The sequence below is a fragment of the Delftia sp. BGA-UO-ETr-SB1 genome, assembly GCF_059567865.1.
In genome coordinates this window covers 1,106,500-1,125,263 of the sequence record NZ_JCAQOW010000005.1, presented here as the reverse complement: position 1 = coordinate 1,125,263, position 18,764 = coordinate 1,106,500, and the positions used below count along the sequence as shown (strand labels likewise).

Annotated in this window: 17 protein-coding genes; 11 read left to right on the top strand and 6 right to left on the bottom strand. The window is 67.8% G+C overall.

Annotated elements, in window-relative coordinates; all coding sequences use genetic code 11:
• Positions 1 to 41: 41 nt before the first annotated feature.
• Positions 42 to 518, bottom strand: coding sequence for an acyl-CoA thioesterase (locus tag AC57B5_RS15250; protein WP_012203278.1), 477 nt, complete (start codon positions 516 to 518; stop codon positions 42 to 44).
• Between the two features lie 41 nt (positions 519 to 559).
• On the opposite strand from AC57B5_RS15250, the gene AC57B5_RS15245 reads away from it, so the two are divergent.
• On the top strand, positions 560 to 2,386 hold the full coding sequence (locus AC57B5_RS15245) for an ABCB family ABC transporter ATP-binding protein/permease (protein WP_496399846.1): 1,827 nt from the start codon (positions 560 to 562) through the stop codon (positions 2,384 to 2,386).
• Between the two features lie 44 nt (positions 2,387 to 2,430).
• Here AC57B5_RS15245 and AC57B5_RS15240 read toward each other — a convergent pair whose 3' ends face one another.
• Complete coding sequence (locus tag AC57B5_RS15240; protein ID WP_496399845.1) at positions 2,431 to 4,323, bottom strand: S9 family peptidase; 1,893 nt, start codon at positions 4,321 to 4,323, stop codon at positions 2,431 to 2,433.
• Positions 4,324 to 4,553: 230 nt separating this feature from the next.
• On the opposite strand from AC57B5_RS15240, the gene AC57B5_RS15235 reads away from it, so the two are divergent.
• From AC57B5_RS15235 to AC57B5_RS15205, 7 genes are all read left to right on the top strand, one after another.
• Complete coding sequence (locus AC57B5_RS15235; RefSeq protein ID WP_016451803.1) at positions 4,554 to 5,312, top strand: GntR family transcriptional regulator; 759 nt, start codon at positions 4,554 to 4,556, stop codon at positions 5,310 to 5,312.
• A 116-nt stretch (positions 5,313 to 5,428) separates the two neighbouring features.
• The gene (locus AC57B5_RS15230) at positions 5,429 to 6,520 is read left to right on the top strand and encodes a Rieske 2Fe-2S domain-containing protein (protein ID WP_496399844.1); all 1,092 of its coding nucleotides are present in this window, start codon (positions 5,429 to 5,431) and stop codon (positions 6,518 to 6,520) included.
• A gap of 98 nt (positions 6,521 to 6,618) precedes the next feature.
• Positions 6,619 to 7,092, top strand: a complete 474-nt coding sequence (locus AC57B5_RS15225; RefSeq protein ID WP_012203283.1) for a MarR family winged helix-turn-helix transcriptional regulator — start codon at positions 6,619 to 6,621, stop codon at positions 7,090 to 7,092.
• A 296-nt stretch (positions 7,093 to 7,388) separates the two neighbouring features.
• A complete protein-coding gene (locus AC57B5_RS15220; protein ID WP_496399843.1) occupies positions 7,389 to 8,741 on the top strand; it encodes an MFS transporter in 1,353 nt (450 codons plus the stop codon).
• Positions 8,742 to 8,771: 30 nt separating this feature from the next.
• The gene (locus AC57B5_RS15215) at positions 8,772 to 9,845 is read left to right on the top strand and encodes a Rieske 2Fe-2S domain-containing protein (protein WP_310637343.1); all 1,074 of its coding nucleotides are present in this window, start codon (positions 8,772 to 8,774) and stop codon (positions 9,843 to 9,845) included.
• A gap of 33 nt (positions 9,846 to 9,878) precedes the next feature.
• Positions 9,879 to 10,841, top strand: a complete 963-nt coding sequence (locus AC57B5_RS15210) for a PDR/VanB family oxidoreductase (RefSeq protein WP_310637342.1) — start codon at positions 9,879 to 9,881, stop codon at positions 10,839 to 10,841.
• A gap of 106 nt (positions 10,842 to 10,947) precedes the next feature.
• Complete coding sequence (locus tag AC57B5_RS15205; RefSeq protein ID WP_012203287.1) at positions 10,948 to 11,895, top strand: 2-hydroxyacid dehydrogenase; 948 nt, start codon at positions 10,948 to 10,950, stop codon at positions 11,893 to 11,895.
• A gap of 16 nt (positions 11,896 to 11,911) precedes the next feature.
• Here AC57B5_RS15205 and AC57B5_RS15200 read toward each other — a convergent pair whose 3' ends face one another.
• A complete protein-coding gene (locus AC57B5_RS15200; protein WP_496399842.1) occupies positions 11,912 to 12,343 on the bottom strand; it encodes a hypothetical protein in 432 nt (143 codons plus the stop codon).
• A 116-nt stretch (positions 12,344 to 12,459) separates the two neighbouring features.
• On the opposite strand from AC57B5_RS15200, the gene AC57B5_RS15195 reads away from it, so the two are divergent.
• Complete coding sequence (locus AC57B5_RS15195; protein ID WP_496399841.1) at positions 12,460 to 13,116, top strand: TetR/AcrR family transcriptional regulator; 657 nt, start codon at positions 12,460 to 12,462, stop codon at positions 13,114 to 13,116.
• Between the two features lie 156 nt (positions 13,117 to 13,272).
• Here AC57B5_RS15195 and AC57B5_RS15190 read toward each other — a convergent pair whose 3' ends face one another.
• From AC57B5_RS15190 to AC57B5_RS15180, 3 genes are read right to left on the bottom strand one after another with little or no spacing between them, the layout of a single operon-like run.
• Positions 13,273 to 14,316: a DctP family TRAP transporter solute-binding subunit gene (locus AC57B5_RS15190; RefSeq protein WP_496399840.1), complete on the bottom strand. Its 1,044-nt coding sequence runs from the start codon at positions 14,314 to 14,316 to the stop codon at positions 13,273 to 13,275.
• 32 nt (positions 14,317 to 14,348) lie between these two features.
• Positions 14,349 to 15,647 carry a TRAP transporter large permease gene (locus AC57B5_RS15185; RefSeq protein ID WP_043819923.1) on the bottom strand — a complete coding sequence of 433 codons (1,299 nt, stop codon included), beginning with the start codon at positions 15,645 to 15,647 and terminating at the stop codon, positions 14,349 to 14,351.
• Positions 15,644 to 16,189 carry a TRAP transporter small permease gene (locus AC57B5_RS15180; RefSeq protein WP_013804178.1) on the bottom strand — a complete coding sequence of 182 codons (546 nt, stop codon included), beginning with the start codon at positions 16,187 to 16,189 and terminating at the stop codon, positions 15,644 to 15,646. Before AC57B5_RS15180 ends, AC57B5_RS15185 begins: the two co-directional genes overlap by 4 nt.
• A 206-nt stretch (positions 16,190 to 16,395) precedes the next feature.
• Between AC57B5_RS15180 and AC57B5_RS15175 the strand changes: the two genes are divergently transcribed.
• A complete protein-coding gene (locus tag AC57B5_RS15175; protein ID WP_170962088.1) occupies positions 16,396 to 17,331 on the top strand; it encodes a LysR substrate-binding domain-containing protein in 936 nt (311 codons plus the stop codon).
• A gap of 443 nt (positions 17,332 to 17,774) precedes the next feature.
• Positions 17,775 to 18,674: a transporter substrate-binding domain-containing protein gene (locus AC57B5_RS15170; RefSeq protein ID WP_063327262.1), complete on the top strand. Its 900-nt coding sequence runs from the start codon at positions 17,775 to 17,777 to the stop codon at positions 18,672 to 18,674.
• Positions 18,675 to 18,764 lie beyond the last annotated feature (90 nt).

Below are 18,764 nucleotides of genomic sequence, written 5' to 3'. Positions count from 1 at the left end.
GCGAAGGTCGCTTTTTTCATGGCTGCAGAGGCGGGGCGGGTTCAGCCGGCCTGCTGCTGCTTGCGTTCTGCATTGCGCTCGGCCGCTGCGCGCCAGGAGCGCACCTGGTCGTTGTCCGGCAGCGACTGGGGCTTGCCCTGGCCGTCGATGGCCACGTAGGTCAGCAGGGCTTCGGTCACCTTGACGAAGCGGCCCTGGTCGGCAAAGCGCTCGGCATAGACCTCGACATCAACCGTGACCGAGGTGCGGCCCACGCGCTGCACGCTGGAGTAGAACGACAGGATGTCGCCCACGCGCACGGGCTGCTTGAAGATGAACTCGTTCACGGCCACGGTGACCATGCGGCTCTGGCCCAGGCGCGAGGGCAGCACGGAACCTGCCAGGTCAACCTGCGCCATGACCCAGCCGCCGAAGATGTCGCCATTGGCGTTGACATCGGCGGGCATGGGAATGACCTTGAGAACCAGCTCCTTGTCTGCGGGCAAGGGATGGGGCGGGAGGTCGGGGCGGGGTGGCATGGGCACAATCGGGTCAATATAACAACCGAGAATTGTCTTTCATGCGACGCGAGAGCGCTTCCCCTACGGATTTACCCTTAGTCCCAACCCCGGCACCGTCGCGGGACTGGAACGCGCTGCGGCGCCTGCTGCCCTACCTGTGGCAATACAAGTGGCGCGTGCTGGCGGCGCTGGGCTTCATGATCGGGGCCAAGCTCGCCAACGTGGGCGTGCCGGTGCTGCTCAAGCACCTGGTCGATGCGCTGGATCTGAAGGCCGGCGATGCCCGCGCGGTGCTCGTCGTGCCCGTGGCCCTGTTGCTGGCCTACGGGCTGCTGCGCTTTTCCAGTTCGCTGTTCACCGAGCTGCGCGACCTGGTCTTTGCCAAGGCCACGCAGGGCGCCTCGCGGGCGATTGCGCTGTCCACCTTCGAGCACCTGCATGCGCTGAGCCTGCGCTTTCACCTGGAGCGCCAGACCGGCGGCATGACGCGCGACATCGAGCGCGGCGTGCGCAGCACCGAGTCGCTGATCTCGTATTCGCTCTACAGCATCCTGCCCACCTTCATCGAAATGGCGCTGGTGCTGGGCATCCTGGCGCTGCGCTTCGACATCTGGTTCGCGGTCATCACGCTGGCGGCGCTGGTGTTCTACATCACGTTCACGGTCACGGTGACCGAGTGGCGCACGCGCTTTCGGCGCGAGGCCAATGCCCAGGAGTCGGCGGCGCACACCAAGGCCATCGACTCGCTGCTGAACTACGAGACCGTCAAGTACTTCGGCAACGAGGGCTTCGAGGCGCGGCGCTATGACGAGAACCTGGAGGCGCTGCGCCGCGTGCGTCTCAAGAGCCAGACCACGCTGAGCATGCTCAACTGCGGGCAGCAGCTGATCATCGCCACGGCCCTGGTCGCCATCCTCTGGCGCGCCACGCAGGGCGTGGTGGACGGGCGGCTGTCGCTGGGCGACCTGGTCATGGTCAATGCCTTCATGATCCAGCTCTACATCCCGCTGGGCTTTCTGGGCGTGATCTACCGCGAGATCAAGCAGAGCCTGACCGACCTGGAGCGCATGTTCACCCTCATGGACAAGGAGCGCGAGGTGGCCGACGCGCCCGGCGCCCGGCCCCTGCCGGCCGACGGCGCACCGCCCGAGCTGCGCTTCGAGCATGTGGACTTTGCCTATGACCCCGAGCGGCCCATCCTCAAGGACGTGAGCTTCACCATTCCGGCCGGCAAGACCGTGGCCGTAGTCGGCCCTTCGGGCTCGGGCAAGAGCACGCTGGCGCGGCTGATCTTCCGCTTCTACGACGTGCAGTCCGGCCATGTGCGCATTGCCGGGCGCGACCTGCGCGAGCTGACCCAGGACAGCGTGCGCGGCGCCGTGGGCATCGTGCCGCAGGACACGGTGCTCTTCAACGACACGGTGGAATACAACATCGCCTACGGCCGCCCCGGCGCCAGCCGCGACCAGGTGGTGGCGGCCGCACGCGCCGCGCGCATCCACGACTTCATCAAGGCCACGCCCCAGGGCTATGCCACGCGCGTGGGCGAGCGCGGCCTCAAGCTGTCGGGCGGCGAAAAGCAGCGGGTGGCGATTGCGCGCACCCTGCTCAAGGACCCGCCCATCCTGATCTTTGACGAGGCGACTTCGGCGCTGGACTCGGCCAACGAGCGCGCCATCCAGGCCGAGCTGCAAAGCGCCGCGCGCAACAAGACGGCGCTGGTGATTGCCCACCGCCTGTCCACCGTGGTCGATGCGCACGAGATCCTGGTCATGGATGCGGGCCGCATCGTCGAGCGCGGCACCCACGCCCAGCTGGTCGCGGCGGGCGGGCGCTATGCGGACATGTGGGCGCTGCAGCAAAGCGGGGAGCCCGCCGTGCTGTAGCGCGGGGCGGCAGGGCGACCGGGTGGCTCGGCGCCCGGGTGGCTTCAGGGCTTGAGGTGTGTGACCAGGAACTGCTCCATGGCCTCGTAGAACTCGAACTTGTTCTCGTCGTTGTGAAAGCCGTGGCCCTCGTTGTCCTTGACCATGTACTGCACCTCGACGCCGCGCTCGCGCAGCGCCTTCACCACCTGGTCGCTCTCGTCCTTGTTCACGCGCGGATCGCGCGCGCCCTGGGCGATGAACAGCGGGGCCTTGATGCGGTCCACATGCAGGGCTGGCGAGGTGGAGGCCAGGCGCTCCCTGTCGCGCTCGGGATCGCCCACCATGGCGTGCATCTGGTCCAGCAGCGGCTTCCAGTAGGGCGGAATGGTCTTCATGAAGGTGAACAGGTTGGACACGCCCACATAGTCCACGGCCGCCGCATACAGGTCGGGCGTGAAGGCCACGCCGGCCAGCGTGGCATAGCCGCCATAGCTGCCGCCGTAGATGCCGATGCGCGCAGGGTCGGCAATGCCCTGGTCGATCAGCCAGTGCACGCCATCGGTGATGTCGTCCTGCATCTTCAGGCCCCATTGGCCGAATCCCGCTTCCCAGAACGCGCGGCCATAGCCCGTGGAGCCCCGGAAGTTCACCTGCAGCACGCAGAACCCCCGGTTGGCGAGGAACTGCACCTCGGGGTTGTAGCCCCAGCCGTCGCGGGCCCAGGGGCCGCCGTGCGGGTTGATGATGCAGGCCAGGTTCCTGGGCTCGCGGCCGGCCGGCAGGGTCAGGTAGCCGTGGATGGTCAGGCCGTCGCGGCTGGTGTAGCTGACGGGCTGCACGCGCGACATGGCGGACTCGGGAATGGCCGGGTTGATGTCGGCCAGCTTGGTCAGCGCATCGGCGGCCGCGTCGTAGATGTAGCGCGCGCCCGGCGTGCGGTCGTTGAAGGCGGCAACGATGAACTTGTCCTCGGCGCGGTTGGCGCCCTGGATGGCGAAGTCGTAGCCCGGCAGCTGCGCGGCCAGCCGGCCGTACAGGGCTTCGGTCTCGGCATCGAAGAAGCGGTACTGCGGCTTGTCGGTCTGGTAGGCGGCCAGGGTCAGCACGCGGCGCTTGCGCGAATAGGCCGCCGCGCCCAGATCGACTTCTTCGGGCACGAAGATTTCCTCTTCCTCGTCGGGCCGGGCCGGGTCGATGACCACCAGGGCCAGCTTGTCGCGGCCCCGGTTGGACAGGGCGTAGAGCCTGCGGTCATCGAAGGTGAAGAAGGCCGGGCTGACGCTGGTGCGGTAGTCGGTGGTGATCAGGGGCTGGAACTCGCCGGCCTCGTCGTCGCGGTAGAGCAGGGCGCTGTTCAGGCCGTCGCTGGCCACGGCGGCCCGCACGCGGCCCGCATGGTCGGTCTGCCAGCCGACGATGTTGCCGGGGTTCTGCGCCACCAGTTGCGCCGCGCCCGTGTGCACGTTCACGCGGTACACGTCGAAGACCTCGGCATCGCGCTGGTTGTGGCTGATCAGCACATGGTCGGGGTCGTCTTCCAGGTCGTCCTCGATGCTGGCGCGCACGCCGTCCCAGGGCGTCAGGTCGGTGGCTTCGCCGCTGCGCGCGTTGACCGCCAGCACGTGGAAGTTCTCGTCGCCGCCGAAGTCCTTCTGGTAGAGCACCACATCCGAGCCCTTCCAGAAGAAGTTGCTGATGTCGCGCTCGGTCTCGGCCGTGATGCGGCGCGGCTCGCCCACAGGGGTGCTGCCCGCCAGCGCCTGCACATGGATGTTCATGCGCGCCGGATGGCCGTCCACGCTGACGGGCTGCATGAAGCCCAGCATGCTTCCGTCATCAGCCAGGCGGAAGAAGCCGCGCTCCGGATTGCGGAAGAAGTCCTTGATGGGATAGGCCTGCGGGGCCTGCGCATCGGCGCTGGCATCCCGTGCCAGGTTGAGGATGTGGGCGGCCATGGCGGGGTGTCGGGAAAACGTCGGCAAGGGTGACCTCCTGGGTTGCAGCGGCAGGGGAAAAAGGGAGCCGGCCATGATGCCATGGCGCTGTATACAAACAGGCGGGTCACTGTCTTTGCTGGGATTGGTTGTATACATTTGATTGGTGTTTTCCCGTGTTTTTGCGGAAAAATACACCATGAATCGCCTTGGATGTATACATTCACGCCATTCCATCCAGACAAAGCCCCATGAGCCCCCAGCTTGCCCCCGCCGCCTCCGAAGCAGAAAGCCACTCCCAGGTCATCAAGGCCCAGCTGCAACTGCGCGAGATGATTCTTGCGGGCGAACTGCCCGCAGGCGAGCGCATCGCCGAGCTCACCGTGGTGCAGCGCCTGGGCATCTCCCGCACGCCGGTGCGCGCCGCGCTGATGCGGCTGGAGCAGGAAGGCCTGCTCGAAGCCATGGCCGGCGGGCGCGGCTACCGCGTGCGGCTGTTCTCCGAGGCCGATGTGGCCGATGCCATCGAGCTGCGCGGCACGCTGGAAGGCCTGGCCGCGCGCTGGGCGGCCGAGCGCGGCGTGGCCGAGCCGCTGCTGGCCCAGGCCGGCCGCTGCCTGGATGCCATCGACCGTGTGCTGGAGACGCCTGACTGGGGCGATGAGGCCTTCTCGCGCTATGTGGCGCTGAACTCCGAATTCCACGACCTGCTGCACTCCATGGCCGGCAGCAGCGTCATGCAGCGCGAGCTGGAGCGCGTGGTGCGCATGCCCTTCGCCTCGCCCTCGGGCTTTGTGCTGGCGCGGGCCGAATCGCCGCGTGCGCGCCACAGCCTGATGGTGGCCCAGGACCAGCACCGCCAGGTGCTGGACGCCATTGCCGCGCGCGAGGGCGCCCGGGCCGAGGCGCTGATGAAAGAGCACTCGCGCATCGCGCGCCGCAACCTGCGCGAGGCCGTGAGCGAGCCCGGCAGCCATGCGGTTCCTGGCGTGCAGTTGATCCGAGCCTGATTCGAGTCTGATCCGCGCTTGATCTGCGCTTGATACGCGCCGGCGGCCTCGGCCGCCCGTGCCCCAGCCACCGCAGCGCCAAGGACTGCGGACCCCACCCATAAAGGAGACCCCCCATGAGCACATTTCCCAAGAACACCTGGTACGTGGCGGCCACGTCCGACGAGATCCAGGACAAGCCGCTGGGCCGTCGCATCTGCGGCGAGCGCATTGCGTTCTACCGCGCGCAGCACGGCATTGCCGCCGTGGAGGATTTCTGCCCGCACCGCGGCGCGCCCCTGTCGCTGGGCTTTGTCTGCGAGGGCAAGCTGGTCTGCGGCTACCACGGGCTGGAGATGGGCTGCGACGGCAAGACCATTGCCATGCCGGGCCAGCGCGTGCGCGGCTTCCCGGAGATCCGCAGCTATCCCGTCGAGGAACGCCACGGCTTCATCTGGGTCTGGCCCGGCGACAAGGCGCTGGCCGATGCCGCCCTGATTCCGAAGCTGCCCTGGCACGACAACCCCGAATGGGCCTACGGCGGCGGCATGTTCCACATCCAGGCCGACTACCGGCTGATGATCGACAACCTCATGGACCTGACGCACGAGACCTATGTGCACGCCAGCTCCATCGGCCAGGCCGAGATCGACGAGACGCCCTGCAAGACCGAGACGCGCGGCGAGGGCGCCGATGTCGAGGTCGTCACCAGCCGCTTCATGAACGACATCCCCGCCCCCCCGTTCTGGAAGATGGCGCTGCGCAGCAACGGCCTGGCCGACGAGGTGCCCGTGGACCGCTGGCAGGTCTGCCGCTTCACCCCGCCCAGCCATGTGCTGGTCGAGGTCGGCGTGGCCCATGCAGGCCACGGCGGCTACGACGCGCCCGACGAACACAAGGTCTACAGCATGGTGGTGGACTTCATCACGCCCGAGACCGAGGAATCCATGTGGTACTTCTGGGGCATGGCGCGCCGCTTCAATCCGGGCGATGCCGAAGTCACCGACCGCATCCGCGAGGGCCAGCACAAGATCTTCAGCGAAGACCTGCAGATGCTGGAGCTGCAGCAGCGCAACCTCAGTGCCCACCCCGACCGCAAGCTGCTCAAGCTCAACATCGATGCGGGCGGCGTGCAGTCGCGCAAGGTCATCGACAAGTGGATTGCGCAGGAGCAGCAGGCGGCGGCGGTGGGCGCAGCAGCGGCCCAGCCTGCCGCCGCCGTGGCCTGAGGCTGCCGGCATGGCCAGGCCAGCAGGCGCGGGCGGCGCCGGGGATGGGGTAACCTCGGCGGGCTTCAACCCCAGGGCCGCAAGGCCTGCCGCCACCGATGGTCCACTCCGCCTCCGATCCGCTTTCCATCGACCTCTACGACCAGCCGGGCCACCTGATCCGGCGCGCGCAGCAGATCGCGGCGCAGCTGTTCCGCGACGTGCTGGGGCCGGACGTGACGCCCGTGCAGTACGCCATCCTGCGCATGCTGCAGGAAAAGCCGGGCATCGACCAGGTGACGCTGGCGCGGCTGGTGGCGCTGGACAACTCCACCACGGCCGACATCGCGGCGCGCCTGGAGGCCAAGGGCTGGGTGCTGCGCGAGATCCTGCCCCGGCGCCAGCGGCGCCTGACGCTCACGGCCGAGGGCGAGACCATGCTGGCCGGCTTCGTGCCCAATGTCCACGAACTGCACGAGCGCATGCTGGCCGCGCTCGAACCCCAAGAGCAGGCCGAGTTCAAGCGCCTGCTGCGCAAGTTCGTGCAGCTGCACGACGCACGCGACACCCTCGACGCGTCCTCATCCGACTGACGGCGGCCCGGCCGCGTCCGCATCTGCATCTGCATCTGCATCTGCATCTGCATCTGCATCTGCATCTGCATCTGCGCGGCTCCGCCTGATCGGGGAAATCCCGGTATCTGGTGCAGATTTTCATTCAGTAAACTGAATCACATTCAGCATACGTAATGATGTGCTGAGAACACAAGAAAGCTCCCACAGAGCTTCAACCCAAGGAGACCCACGATGACTGCCTCTACCCCTGTCCCATGGCTGCAGCGGCCTTGCGCCGCCGCATCGTCCAACTGCCCGTTGCGGGAGCTGCGGCCATGAGCGCCGACCTGCGTGCAAGCGTCGACCAGCGGCCGATGACGCGCTTCCAGTGGTTGGTCATAGCCCTGTGCATGGTGCTCAACATGATCGACGGCTTCGACGTCCTGGTCATGGCCTTCACGGCCTCGGCCGTGTCGGCGCACTGGCAGCTCAGCGGCGCCCAGCTGGGCTTTCTGCTCAGTGCGGGCCTGTTCGGCATGGCGGGCGGATCGCTGCTGATCGCGCCCTGGGCCGACCGGCTGGGCCGCCGGCCGCTGATCCTGGCCTGCCTGGCCCTCTCGGGCGTGGGCATGCTGGGCTCGGCCTTCAGCCACAGCGCCATCCAGCTTGCGGCGCTGCGCGTGCTCACGGGCCTGGGCGTGGGTGGCATCCTGGCCTGCAGCAACGTGATTGCCAGCGAATACGCCTCGCAGCGCTGGCGCAGCCTGGCCGTCACCCTGCAGTCCACGGGCTATGCGTTGGGCGCCAGCATTGGCGGCTCCATCGCGGTGTGGCTGCTGGGGCGCCATGACTGGCGCGCCGTCTTCCTGTTCGGCGGCTGCGTGACGCTGGGCGTGCTGGTCCTGGCCTGGTGGCGCCTGCCGGAATCCATGGACTTCCTGCTGGCGCGGCGCCCGGCCGGCGCGCTGCAGCGGCTCAACGCCCTGGTCGGCCGGCTGGGCTTGCCCACGCTGGTGGCGCTGCCGCCTGCCGCGCCCGCATCGGCGGGGCCGGTGCGGCGGGGGCCGCTGCAGCTGTTCGCGCCGGGCCTGCGCCGGCCCACGCTGCTGGTCTGGCTGTCGTTCTTCGCGGTGATGTTCGGCTTTTACTTCGTCATGAGCTGGACGCCCAAGCTGCTGGCCGCCTCGGGCCTCACGCCCGAGCAGGGCGTGACCGGCGGCGTGCTGCTGAGCCTGGGCGGCATCCTGGGCGCCACCTTGCTGGGCCTGCTGGCGGCGCGCTATCCCGTGCACCGCGCACTGGCCGGCTTCATGCTGGCCACGGCCGTGCTGCTGTGCTTCATCGTGAGCAATCCGGGCTCGCTGTTGCTGTCGTATGCGCTGGCTTTTCTGATCGGCGTCTTCGTCAACGGCTGCGTGGCGGGGCTCTATGCCATCGCGCCCATGGTCTATGGCGGCGAGGTGCGTGTGACCGGCGTGGGCTGGGGCATAGGCATAGGGCGCATCGGCGCCATCGTCTCGCCCATGGTCGCGGGCTCGCTGCTCGACGCCTCCTGGTCGGCCAGCCAGCTGTACGTGGGCTATGGCGCGGCCTTCGTGTTCGCGGCCTGCATCGTGTCGCTGCACCGGCTGCAAGGGCCCGAAGCCGGCAGGCCCGCAGCCACGGGCCGCACGCTGTCGGCGCATTGAGCGCGGCTTGCAGACAAGAAGGAGAACCCCATGACCGAATGCACCACCGCACCCTCACCCGTGCCCGCCTTCCCGCTGGACCAGTGGTATGTCGCCGGCTTTGCCTGGGAGCTGCAGGACGCGCCACTAGCCCGCACCCTGCTGGGCCGGCCCGTCGTGCTGTTTCGCACGCCCGATGGCAGCGTCGCCGCGCTGGAAGACCGCTGCTGCCACCGCGAGCTGCCGCTGTCCTGCGGCACGGTGGAGCCTCGCGGCCTGCGCTGCGGCTACCACGGCCTGCTGTTCGACCGCGCCGGGCAGTGCCTGGAGATTCCGGGCCAGCAGCGCATACCGCCCAAGGCCTGCGTCAAGTCCTTCGACCTGCGCGAGCGTGACCAGATCCTCTGGATCTGGATGGGCGCCACGCCCGATTCCGTGCCCGCGCAGGAGCCGCCCGCCTATCCCGTGCACGGCGATGCGCGCTACCGCTTCGGCGGCGATGTCTACCACTACGACGCGCCCTACCAGCTCATCCACGACAACCTGCTGGACCTCAGCCACCTGGGCTATGTGCACCTCAAGACCATTGGCGGCAATGCCGGCGTCCACATGAATGCCGAGCTCAAGGTGCGCCAGGAGGGCGACAGCGTCACCGTGCTGCGCTGGATGCCCGACTCCGACCCGCCGCCCACCTATGCGGCGGCCTGGCCGTTCGCGGGCCGCATCGACCGCTGGCAGGAGGTGGAGTTCCACCCCTCGCATGTGCGCATCTGGACCGGCGCCATGGACGCAGGCAGCGGGCAGCTGGACGATCCGCAGCGCGAAGGCTTTCACATGCGGGGCTTTCACGGCGTGACGCCGGAGACCGAGCATTCGGCCCACTACTTCTGGACCATTGCCACCAACCCGCATCCCGGCATGCAGGACACCACGCGCCTGGTGATCGACCAGACGGCCGCCACCTTCGAGGAAGACAAGGTCGTCATCGAGGCCCAGTTCCGCAACCAGCAGCGCTTTGGCGCGCGCCCCGTCATCGACATCCACGTGGACGCGGGCCCCAACCGCGCGCGCCGCGTGATCAGCCGGCTGCGCGAGGCCAGCGCCCAGGCGCTGGCGGCGGCCTGATTTTTCCGAACCCCTCCATTCCCACGTTTCCCCATGCAAGCCAACCCCATCCTCCAGGTGCGCGTCGCGCGCAAATGCGCCGAGGCGCAGGACATCTGCAGCCTTGAACTCGTGCCGCTGGACGGCCAGAGCCTGCCCGCCTTCACGGCCGGCTCGCACATCGACCTGCACCTGCCCGGCGGCCTGGTGCGCCAGTACTCGCTGTGCAACGACCCGCAGGACACGGGCCGCTACGTGGTCGGCGTGCTGCGCGAAGCCGCCTCGCGCGGCGGCTCGGCCGCCGTGCACGAACAGGTGCAGGAAGGCCAGCAGATCGCCATTGGCGCGCCGCGCAACCACTTCGCGCTGCATGCGGGCGGGCCTGCACGTCATCTGCTGCTGGCCGGCGGCATAGGCATCACGCCCGTGCTGGCCATGGCGCGCCAGCTGGCACGCGAGGGTGCCGATTTCGAGTTGCACTACTGCGCGCGTTCGCGCGAGCGCATGGCCTTCACGGCCCTGCTGCAGTCCATGCCCTGGGCCGACCGCGTGCACCTGCATGTGGATGGCGAGGGCGCGCTCGACATGGCGCAACTGCTCGGCGCCCCCCAGGCGGGCCTGCACCTGTATGTCTGCGGCCCGCGCGGCTTCATGGACGCGGCCTTGGGCCATGCCCGCGCGTCGGGCTGGAGCGAGGACAGTCTGCACTACGAATTCTTCGCGGGCGAGGCCGTGCAGCGCGAGGGCGATGCCGGGTTCGAGATCGAGATCGCAAGCACCGGTCAGGTGGTGCGCGTGGCGCCCGAGCAGACCGTCGTCCAGGCGCTGGCCGGCATCGGCGTGGAGGTGCAGACCTCGTGCGAGCAGGGCGTGTGCGGCACCTGCCTCACGCGTGTGCTCTCGGGCGAGCCCGAGCACCGCGACATGTACCTGACCGAAGACGAGCAGGCCGCCTGCGACCAGTTCCTGCCCTGCTGCTCGCGCGCGAAATCCGCCCGGCTGGTGCTGGACCTGTAGGGCGGCACCGCGCAAGGCCCCTGGCGGGTGGACAATGGGTTTCCCCTTGCCCACAGCCCGTTGAAGCCGCTGATTTCCCCGCGGCAGCGGGCGCCGCTCTTTCGCCATGCAACCTGCCCTGCTTGTCCTGAACTTCAACGCCGAAGGCCATCTGCGCCAGATGGCCCAGGCCTTTCCCTCCTTCGACCTGCTCTACGCGCCCGACGCCAGCCAATGCGAGGCGGCTCTCGCCGAGCACGGCGCACGCATCCAGGCCGTGCTGACCATCGGCTCCATCGGCCTGTCGGCCGCGCAGATGCAGCGCATGCCTGCGCTGCGGCTGGTCTGCGCACTGGGCGCGGGCTACGAGAACATCGATGTCGCCCATGCGCAGGCCCATGGCATTGCCGTGGGCAATGGCGCGGGCACCAATGACGACTGCGTGGCCGACCACGCCATGGGCCTGCTGATCGCCTCCGTGCGCGGCCTGGTGCGCCTGGACCGCGCCACGCGCGACGGCGTCTGGCGCACTGCCATGCCGCTGCCGCCCAATGTCTCGCACAAGCGCCTGGGCATCCTCGGCATGGGCGCCATCGGCGCCAAGATCGCCCAGCGCGCGCTGGGCTTCGAGATGGAGATCGGCTACCACAACCGCAGCCAGCGCAGCGAGCTGCCCCACCGCTATTTCGGCGACCTGCTGTCCCTGGCGCAATGGGCCGATGTGCTGCTGGTCGCCACGCCGGGCGGCCCGGGCACGCGCCACCTCATCAACACGCAGGTGCTGGATGCGCTGGGCCCGCAGGGCCATCTGGTCAATATCGCGCGCGGCAGCGTGGTCGATACCGCCGCCCTGGCCGCCGCCGTGCGCGAAGGCCGCCTTGCCGGCGCGGGCCTGGATGTCTACGAAAGCGAACCCGCGCCCCCGGCCGAACTGCTGGACCTGGACGCCGTGGTGCTCACCCCCCATGTGGGCGGCTGGTCGCCCGAAGCCGTGCAGGCCTCGGTGGACCGCTTCATCGCCAACATGCGCTGCCACCTGGAAGGCCGCCCGCTGGTCTCGCCCGTCACGGCCTGAGGCTGGAGTCAGCCCTTTATCTCCCAAGGGCTGCTGCCAGGTGCAGCAGTCCCATGACCAGGCAGATGGCCGAGGACACGTGCCAGAAGCGGTCGCTGTTGTCCGGGAACCGCGGCTTCAGCCACGGAAAGGCCACGGCCCGCGCCACCAGCACCAGGCCGGCCCCGGCCAGCACCGGGCGCATGAAGGGCAGGGATCCCAGCAGGCCCGCGCCTGCCAGCGCATACCCCGCCAGCAGCGACAGCACCACGCCGATGGCCGCCGACACCAGTGGCGGATACCAGTGCCCCGCCTCGGCCATGCGCGCCATGCGCTCGCCGGCACCCATGAGCCGCAGCCCGCGTCCCCCCCAGACGATGCAGGCGAAGTGGGCCAGCGCGGCCGCCGTGTCGAACAGGGCGGCGGCCAGGGCCAGCAGTTGCACGCCCTTCACGGCAGGGCTTCCCACGCGCCGGTGTGCTGATGCTTTTTCATGGTGTATTCCTTGGGATTTGCTGCAATGGCCGGCCACTGTAGTGCTTAAACTCCGGGCAGAAAACTCGCCTTGTGCTCAGGTTTTGCCGCATGCCCTCCCATACCTCCGCTACCACTGAATCCCAGAGAAGAAGACAGCCCGTGCAGGCCCGTGCGCAGCGTACGCTGGAGGCCATTCTTCAGGCAGCAGCTCAGATTCTGGTCAAGGAGGGCGAAGCCGCGCTCACCACCAACCGCATTGCCGAGCGCGCAGGCGTCTCCATCGGCACGCTCTACCAGTACTTCCCCGACAAGCAGGCCGTCTTCCGCGCCATGGTCGATGGCCAGCGCCGTGTGGCCGTCGCGGCCATCGAGACCTGGCTGGAGCAGGCGTCGGAGCAGGGCCTGCCGCGCGAGGCCGTGGCGCGCGGCGTGGTCGCCTGCATCGTCGAGGGCTTTGCGGGCCGCACGCCTGCGCGGCGCAAGCTGGCGCGCTTTGCCTGGCGGCAGGATGGTGACGAGCGCATTGCCCTGTCCATGCGCGAGACCGCCGAGCGCATGGCCGCCCACCTGCAGCGCTGGGGTGGCCCCTCGCTGTCCTATGCACGCCTTTACGTGGCCACGCGGGCCGTGCTGGGCACGGTGCGCTTCGCCTCGCTGGAGGCCTCGCCGCTGATCGCCTCGGGCGCACTGGAGGAGCTGCTGTGCGAGATGGGGACAGACATGTTGCTGGGTGGCGTGCAGGGCGCCGGCGCTGCTGCCTCATAGAGGCTGTCCCATTCGCCGAGGCCATCATGGGGCATGGCGTTCGTTGATGGCGTGCCGGAGGCGCGGGCCGCTCCTGCGCAGGAGGATGGCGAAAAAAAGGCCCCGCAGAGCGGGGCCTTTTGCTTCTACCGGAGTGTGCGATCAACCGATAGCATTCTAACGAGTTCGCGCGGCAATGGCTTTCTCCGCCACATCCACCAGGTCGGCGCCGACCTGCTGCTTCCACTTGTCGTAGACGGGGCGCGTGGCCTTGACGAAGGCTTCGCGCTCGGCCGGCGTGAGCTGGGTCACGGTCACGCCGTTGGCGGCCAGGTCCTTGAGCAGGGGCTTGTCGGCCTCGATCATGCCCTTGCGCGCGATCACGACCTGCTCCTTGGCGGCGTCCACGGCGGCCTGGCGCACGATGTCCTGGTCTTCCTTGGTCCAGGTGGCCCAGATGTCCTTGTTGACCACGAAGATCAGCGGATCGTTGATGTAGCCCCACAGCGTCAGATGCTTCTGGCCCACGGACTGCAGCTTGGCGGCCATGTAGACCGAGACGGGGTTTTCCTGGCCGTCCACGGCGCCGCTGGCCATGGCGGGCTGGGCATCGGCCCAGCTCATCTGCGTGGGGTTGGCGCCCAGCGCGGTGAAGGTGTCCAGGAACAGCGGCGAGCCCACGACGCGGACCTTCAGGCCCTTGAGGTCGGCAGGGGTCTTGATGGCGTGCTTGGAGTTGCTGATCTCGCGGTAGCCGTTCTCGCCCCAGGCCAGCGGCACCACGCCGGCCTTTTCCAGGCGCTGGAACAGGCGCTTGCCGGGCTCGCCATGCGTGAGCGCGTCGGCGGCGGCGTAGTCGGGCATGAGGAAGGGCAGGGCGAACAGGTTCAGCTCCTTGATCTGGGGCGACCAGTTCAGCGTGGAGCCCACGGCCATGTCGATCACGCCCTGGCGCAGCGCGCTGAATTCGCGCGTCTGGTCGCCCTGGATCAGGGACACGCCCGGGTAGAGCTTGATGTTGATGCGGCCGTTGGTGCGCTCGCGCACCTTGTTGGCCCAGATCTCGCCGCCCTTGCCCCAGGGAAAGGCCGTGCCCAGCACCAGCGACATGCGGTACTCGCTCTTGTACTTGGCCGGAGTCTGCGCCACTGCGGGAGCGGACGAAAGGGCCAGGGCCGCAGCCGCGGCCAGGCCGCTGGCGAGGAAAGTGCGAAGTTTCATTGCGAAGGTCTCCTTGTTGAATTTTTGGGAAATCAGTAGCCCAGGCGTGCGGGGAGCCAGAGCGCCAGCTGCGGGAAGGCGATCACGGCGATCATCACCAGGAACATGGCCAGCAGCATGGGGCCGACCCAGCGCACGGTGGACTCCATGCGCACGCCCGCGATGCGGCAGGACACCATCAGGTTCACGGCCAGCGGCGGCGTGAACTGGCCCAGCGCCACCTTGAGCGTGAGGATGACGCCGAACCACACCGGGTCCCAGTTGTAGTGCTGCATGATCGGCAGCAGCAGCGGCACGAAGATCAGGAAGATGGAGATGCCGTCCAGGAACATGCCCACGGTGATCAGCAGCAGGATCAGCAGCGCCATCACGCCGTACTCGCCCAGGCCCGAGTCCACGATGGCCTTGGCCACCGGATCGATCACGCCCAGCGTGGACAGCGAGAACGCGAAGATGCCGGCCAGCGATACCACCAGCAGGATCACGGCCGACAGCTCGCCGGCCTCGCGCAGGATGGGGTAGAGGTCGCGCAGCGTGATGGTGCGGTGGATCACCATGCCCACGAACAGGCCGTAGAACACGGCCACCACGGCGGCCTCGGTGGGGGTGAACCAGCCGGCGCGCATGCCGCCCAGGATCAGCACCGGAGCGGCCAGGCCCCAGGAGGCCTCGCGCAGGCTGCGCCAGAACGGCGGGCGCGGCATGGACGATTCCAGCGCACCCATCTTGTGCTTGCGCGACATCCACACGGCGGGAATGATCAGCGCCACGCCGGCCAGGATGCCGGGGATCATGCCGGCCGCAAACAGCGCCGGCACCGAGGCGCCGGGCACCAGCACCGAGTAGATGATGAAGGCCACGGACGGCGGGATCAGGATGTCGGTGGCCGCAGCCGCGCCCACCACGCTGGCCGAGAAGCTGCCCGGATAGCCGGCGCGGCTCATGGCCGCGATCATCACGCCGCCCACGGCGGCGGCATTGGCCGGACCCGAGCCCGAGATGCCGCCCAGGAACATGGCCACGGCAATCGCCACCAGGGGCAGCATGCCGGGGCCGCGGCCCACGATGGCCACGGCGAAGTTCACCAGGCGCAGCGCCACGCCAGAGCGGTCGAAGATCGAGCCCACGAGCACGAACATCGGAATCGCCAGCAGCGGGTACTTGCCCAGGCCCGCATAGAAGTTCTGCGGCACGGCCAGCAGGCCGAACCACTGCGTGTCGGGGCTGGCCAGCGCGATGGCGGCGGCGCCCGCCAGGCCCAGGGCCGCGCCGATCGGCACGCCCAGGAACATCAGGCCCAGGAAGGCGATGAAGAGCAGGGTTGCGATCATTGCGCCTTCTCCCCGGTGCTGTCATCGAAGGCGCCAGGGCGGCCCTGGCGCTGGAACAGCTGCAGCGCGCGCACCGTGATCAGGGCCGAGCAAATCGGCAGCCACATCGAATACCACCACTGCGGCACGCCGATGCCGGGCGAGGTTTCCTCGAAACGGTAGTCGTCCCAGACCACGCGCACGCTCAGTGCGGCGATCACGGCGAACAGCAGGGCCACCATCAGCGTGCCGAAGCGTGCCAGGCGCTTCCTGCGCAGGGCGCTGCCGCCTTCGGCGAAGTACTCGATGCGGATATGGGCGTTGCGCGCCACGGCCGCCGAGCCCGCGACCATGGCCAGCAGGATCATCAGGAAGACCGAGATTTCCTCGGTCCAGGCGAAGGAGGAGGAAGTGAAGTAGCGCACCAGCACATTGGCGAAGGTGATCAGGGCCAGCAGGGCCATGATCACCACGGTGAGCCAGTCCTCGATGCGCAGCGAACGCGGCTCGTCCGGCTGCGAAGGCGTCTCAGCGGCGCCGTTTTCGGTGGGAGGGGATGACATGGACGCGGGGAGTCAGAAAATTACACATGGCGGGGCAGATGCAGTCACTGAGCTTCCTCGGCGTCGTGTGCCGGGGGCCGTGAGGAAAAAATGTCACATTGGGTAAATGCGGCGCAGCGCCATTATGTGCGCATCCATGCGGTGTGCCAGAGGGACCATCCCTGCCCTGTCAGGCACCCGTCACGGCCCGGCGGATAATGAGGCCCATGGAAACCAAATGGCTAGAAGATTTCGTCAGCCTGGCTGAAACACGCAGTTTCAGCCGCTCCGCCCAACTGCGGCACGTGACGCAACCTGCGTTCTCGCGCCGCATCCAGGCACTGGAGGCCTGGGCCGGCACCGACCTTGTGGACCGCAGCTCCTACCCGACCCGGCTCACGCCGGCCGGCAAGACCATGTATGACCAGGCGCTGGAGATGCTGCAGTCGCTGCAGAGCACGCGCACCATGCTGCGTGCCCACGTCAGCGCGGGCAAGGGCATGGTGGGGTTTGCGGTGCCGCACACGCTGGCCTTCACTTTCTTCCCGAACTGGGTCTCCAGCGTGCAGGCCAAGTTCGGGCCGTTCCGCAGCCGGCTGTTCGCGCTCAACGTGCATGACGCCGTGATGCGCCTGGTCGAAGGCGGCTGCGACCTGCTGATCGCCTACTTCCATCCGTCCCAGCCCTTCCAGCTTGACCCGGCGCGCTACGAGATGGTCAGCCTGGGCCATGAGGTGCTCGCCCCCTACGCCAAGCCCGACGCCGACGGCCTGCCGCTGCACCAGCTGCCGGGCCGCCAGGGCCAGCCGCTGCCTTATCTGGGCTATGCGCCCGGCGCCTACCTGGGCCGGGTGACGGAGCTCATCCTCAAGGAAGCGGCCGAGGCCGTGCACCTGGAACGCGTCTACGAGACCGACATGGCCGAAGGCCTCAAGGCGATGGCGCTGGAAGGCCATGGCGTCGCGTTCTTGCCGTTCAGCGCCGTGCGCAACGAGCTGGAGGCCGGGCGCCTGGTCAGCGCCGCGCCTGCGGGCGACAACGGTTTTCGCATGGACATGGAAGTGCGCGCCTACCGTGAAAAACCCGCCAGCAAGGACGCACCCCAGGGCGTGGCCGGCGCGCTGTGGAACTTCCTGCTGGAGCAGGGCGAGACCATCGGCTGACACGCCAAACGGCACGCATCAGGAAAAAAGGGGCTCTCGCAGCCCCTTTTTGCTGCACGTTGGTGCATGCGGGTGCCCGGCAAGAGCCCGACTTGGTGCACGGGTTATGCCTAGGGTAAACACCTATTATGCATAGCATGCATAAGGGCTTTTGCAAACGGCATTGGCTGTGCCACCGGCCCTGGCATTAGAGTGCGCGCACAGCAACCACGCCGTGTGCAGGACCGCCGGTGCGCTGGATCGGGCAAAAAACGCGTGCCATGGCACGGCAGTTGCTTACCTGAATCCGGCTGACGTGCTGGAAAGCCCTAGCACGTGTCGGTGCTCCAGCACCGTGCGTGATTGCACAATATGTGTCACATCGTTGATAGTTCGAGCAAGCCCACAAGGCGACTCGACCGTTCTCATCAAGACCGTTTTCGTTCTCATCTCAGGAGACCCGTATGAAGAAGCATTTGTTGGCCATCGCCGTGACCGCCCTGGCTGCAGGCAGCGCTTTCGCGCAGGCTGGTGACACCCTGGCCAAGATCAAGTCCTCCGGCGCCGTGACGCTGGGCGTGCGTGAATCCTCCGGCCTGGGCTACACGCTGGGCAATGGCAAGTACGTGGGCTTCCACACCGAGATGGGCGAGCGCGTGCTGGCCGACATCCAGAAGGAGCTGGGCCTGGCCAAGCTGGACATCAAGTACCAGCCCGTCACCTCGCAAAACCGCATCCCCCTGGTGACCAATGGCACCGTGGACATCGAGTGCGGCTCCACCACCAACAGCCAGGCCCGCCAAAAGGATGTGGCCTTCGCCGTGACCACCTACGTGGAAGAAGTGCGCATCGCCGTCAAGGGCAACTCCGGCATCACCGGCATCAAGGACCTGAACGGCAAGACCATCGTCACGACGACGGGCACCACCTCGGTGCAGACCCTGCGCAAGAACAAGCGCGCCGACGGCCTGACCTTCAAGGAAGTCATGGGCAAGGACCACGCCGACAGCTTCCTGATGCTGGAAACCGGCCGTGCCGACGCCTTCATCATGGACGGCTCCATCCTGGCCGCCAACATCTCCAAGTCCAAGGCACCTGCCGAGTACAAGATCGTCGGCGAAACCCTGTCGGTCGAGCCCATCGCCTGCATGCTGCGCAAGGACGACCCCGCCTTCAAGAAGGCCGTGGACGACTCCATCAAGCGCCAGATCGCCGACGGCTCGCTGGCCAAGCTCTATGACAAGTGGTTCATGCAGCCGATTCCCCCGGCCAACGTGAAGGTCGGCCTGCCACTGTCCGACGCCACCAAGGACGCATGGGCCCACCCCAACGACAAGCCCATGGAGTCGTACGAAGTCAAGTAAGCACCAGCTGAATGCCGCCCCTTCTGCCATGCGGTTGGAAGGGGCGTTTTTTGTTGCGTCGCCGGTTTTTCTGCCGGCACGCATTTCGTG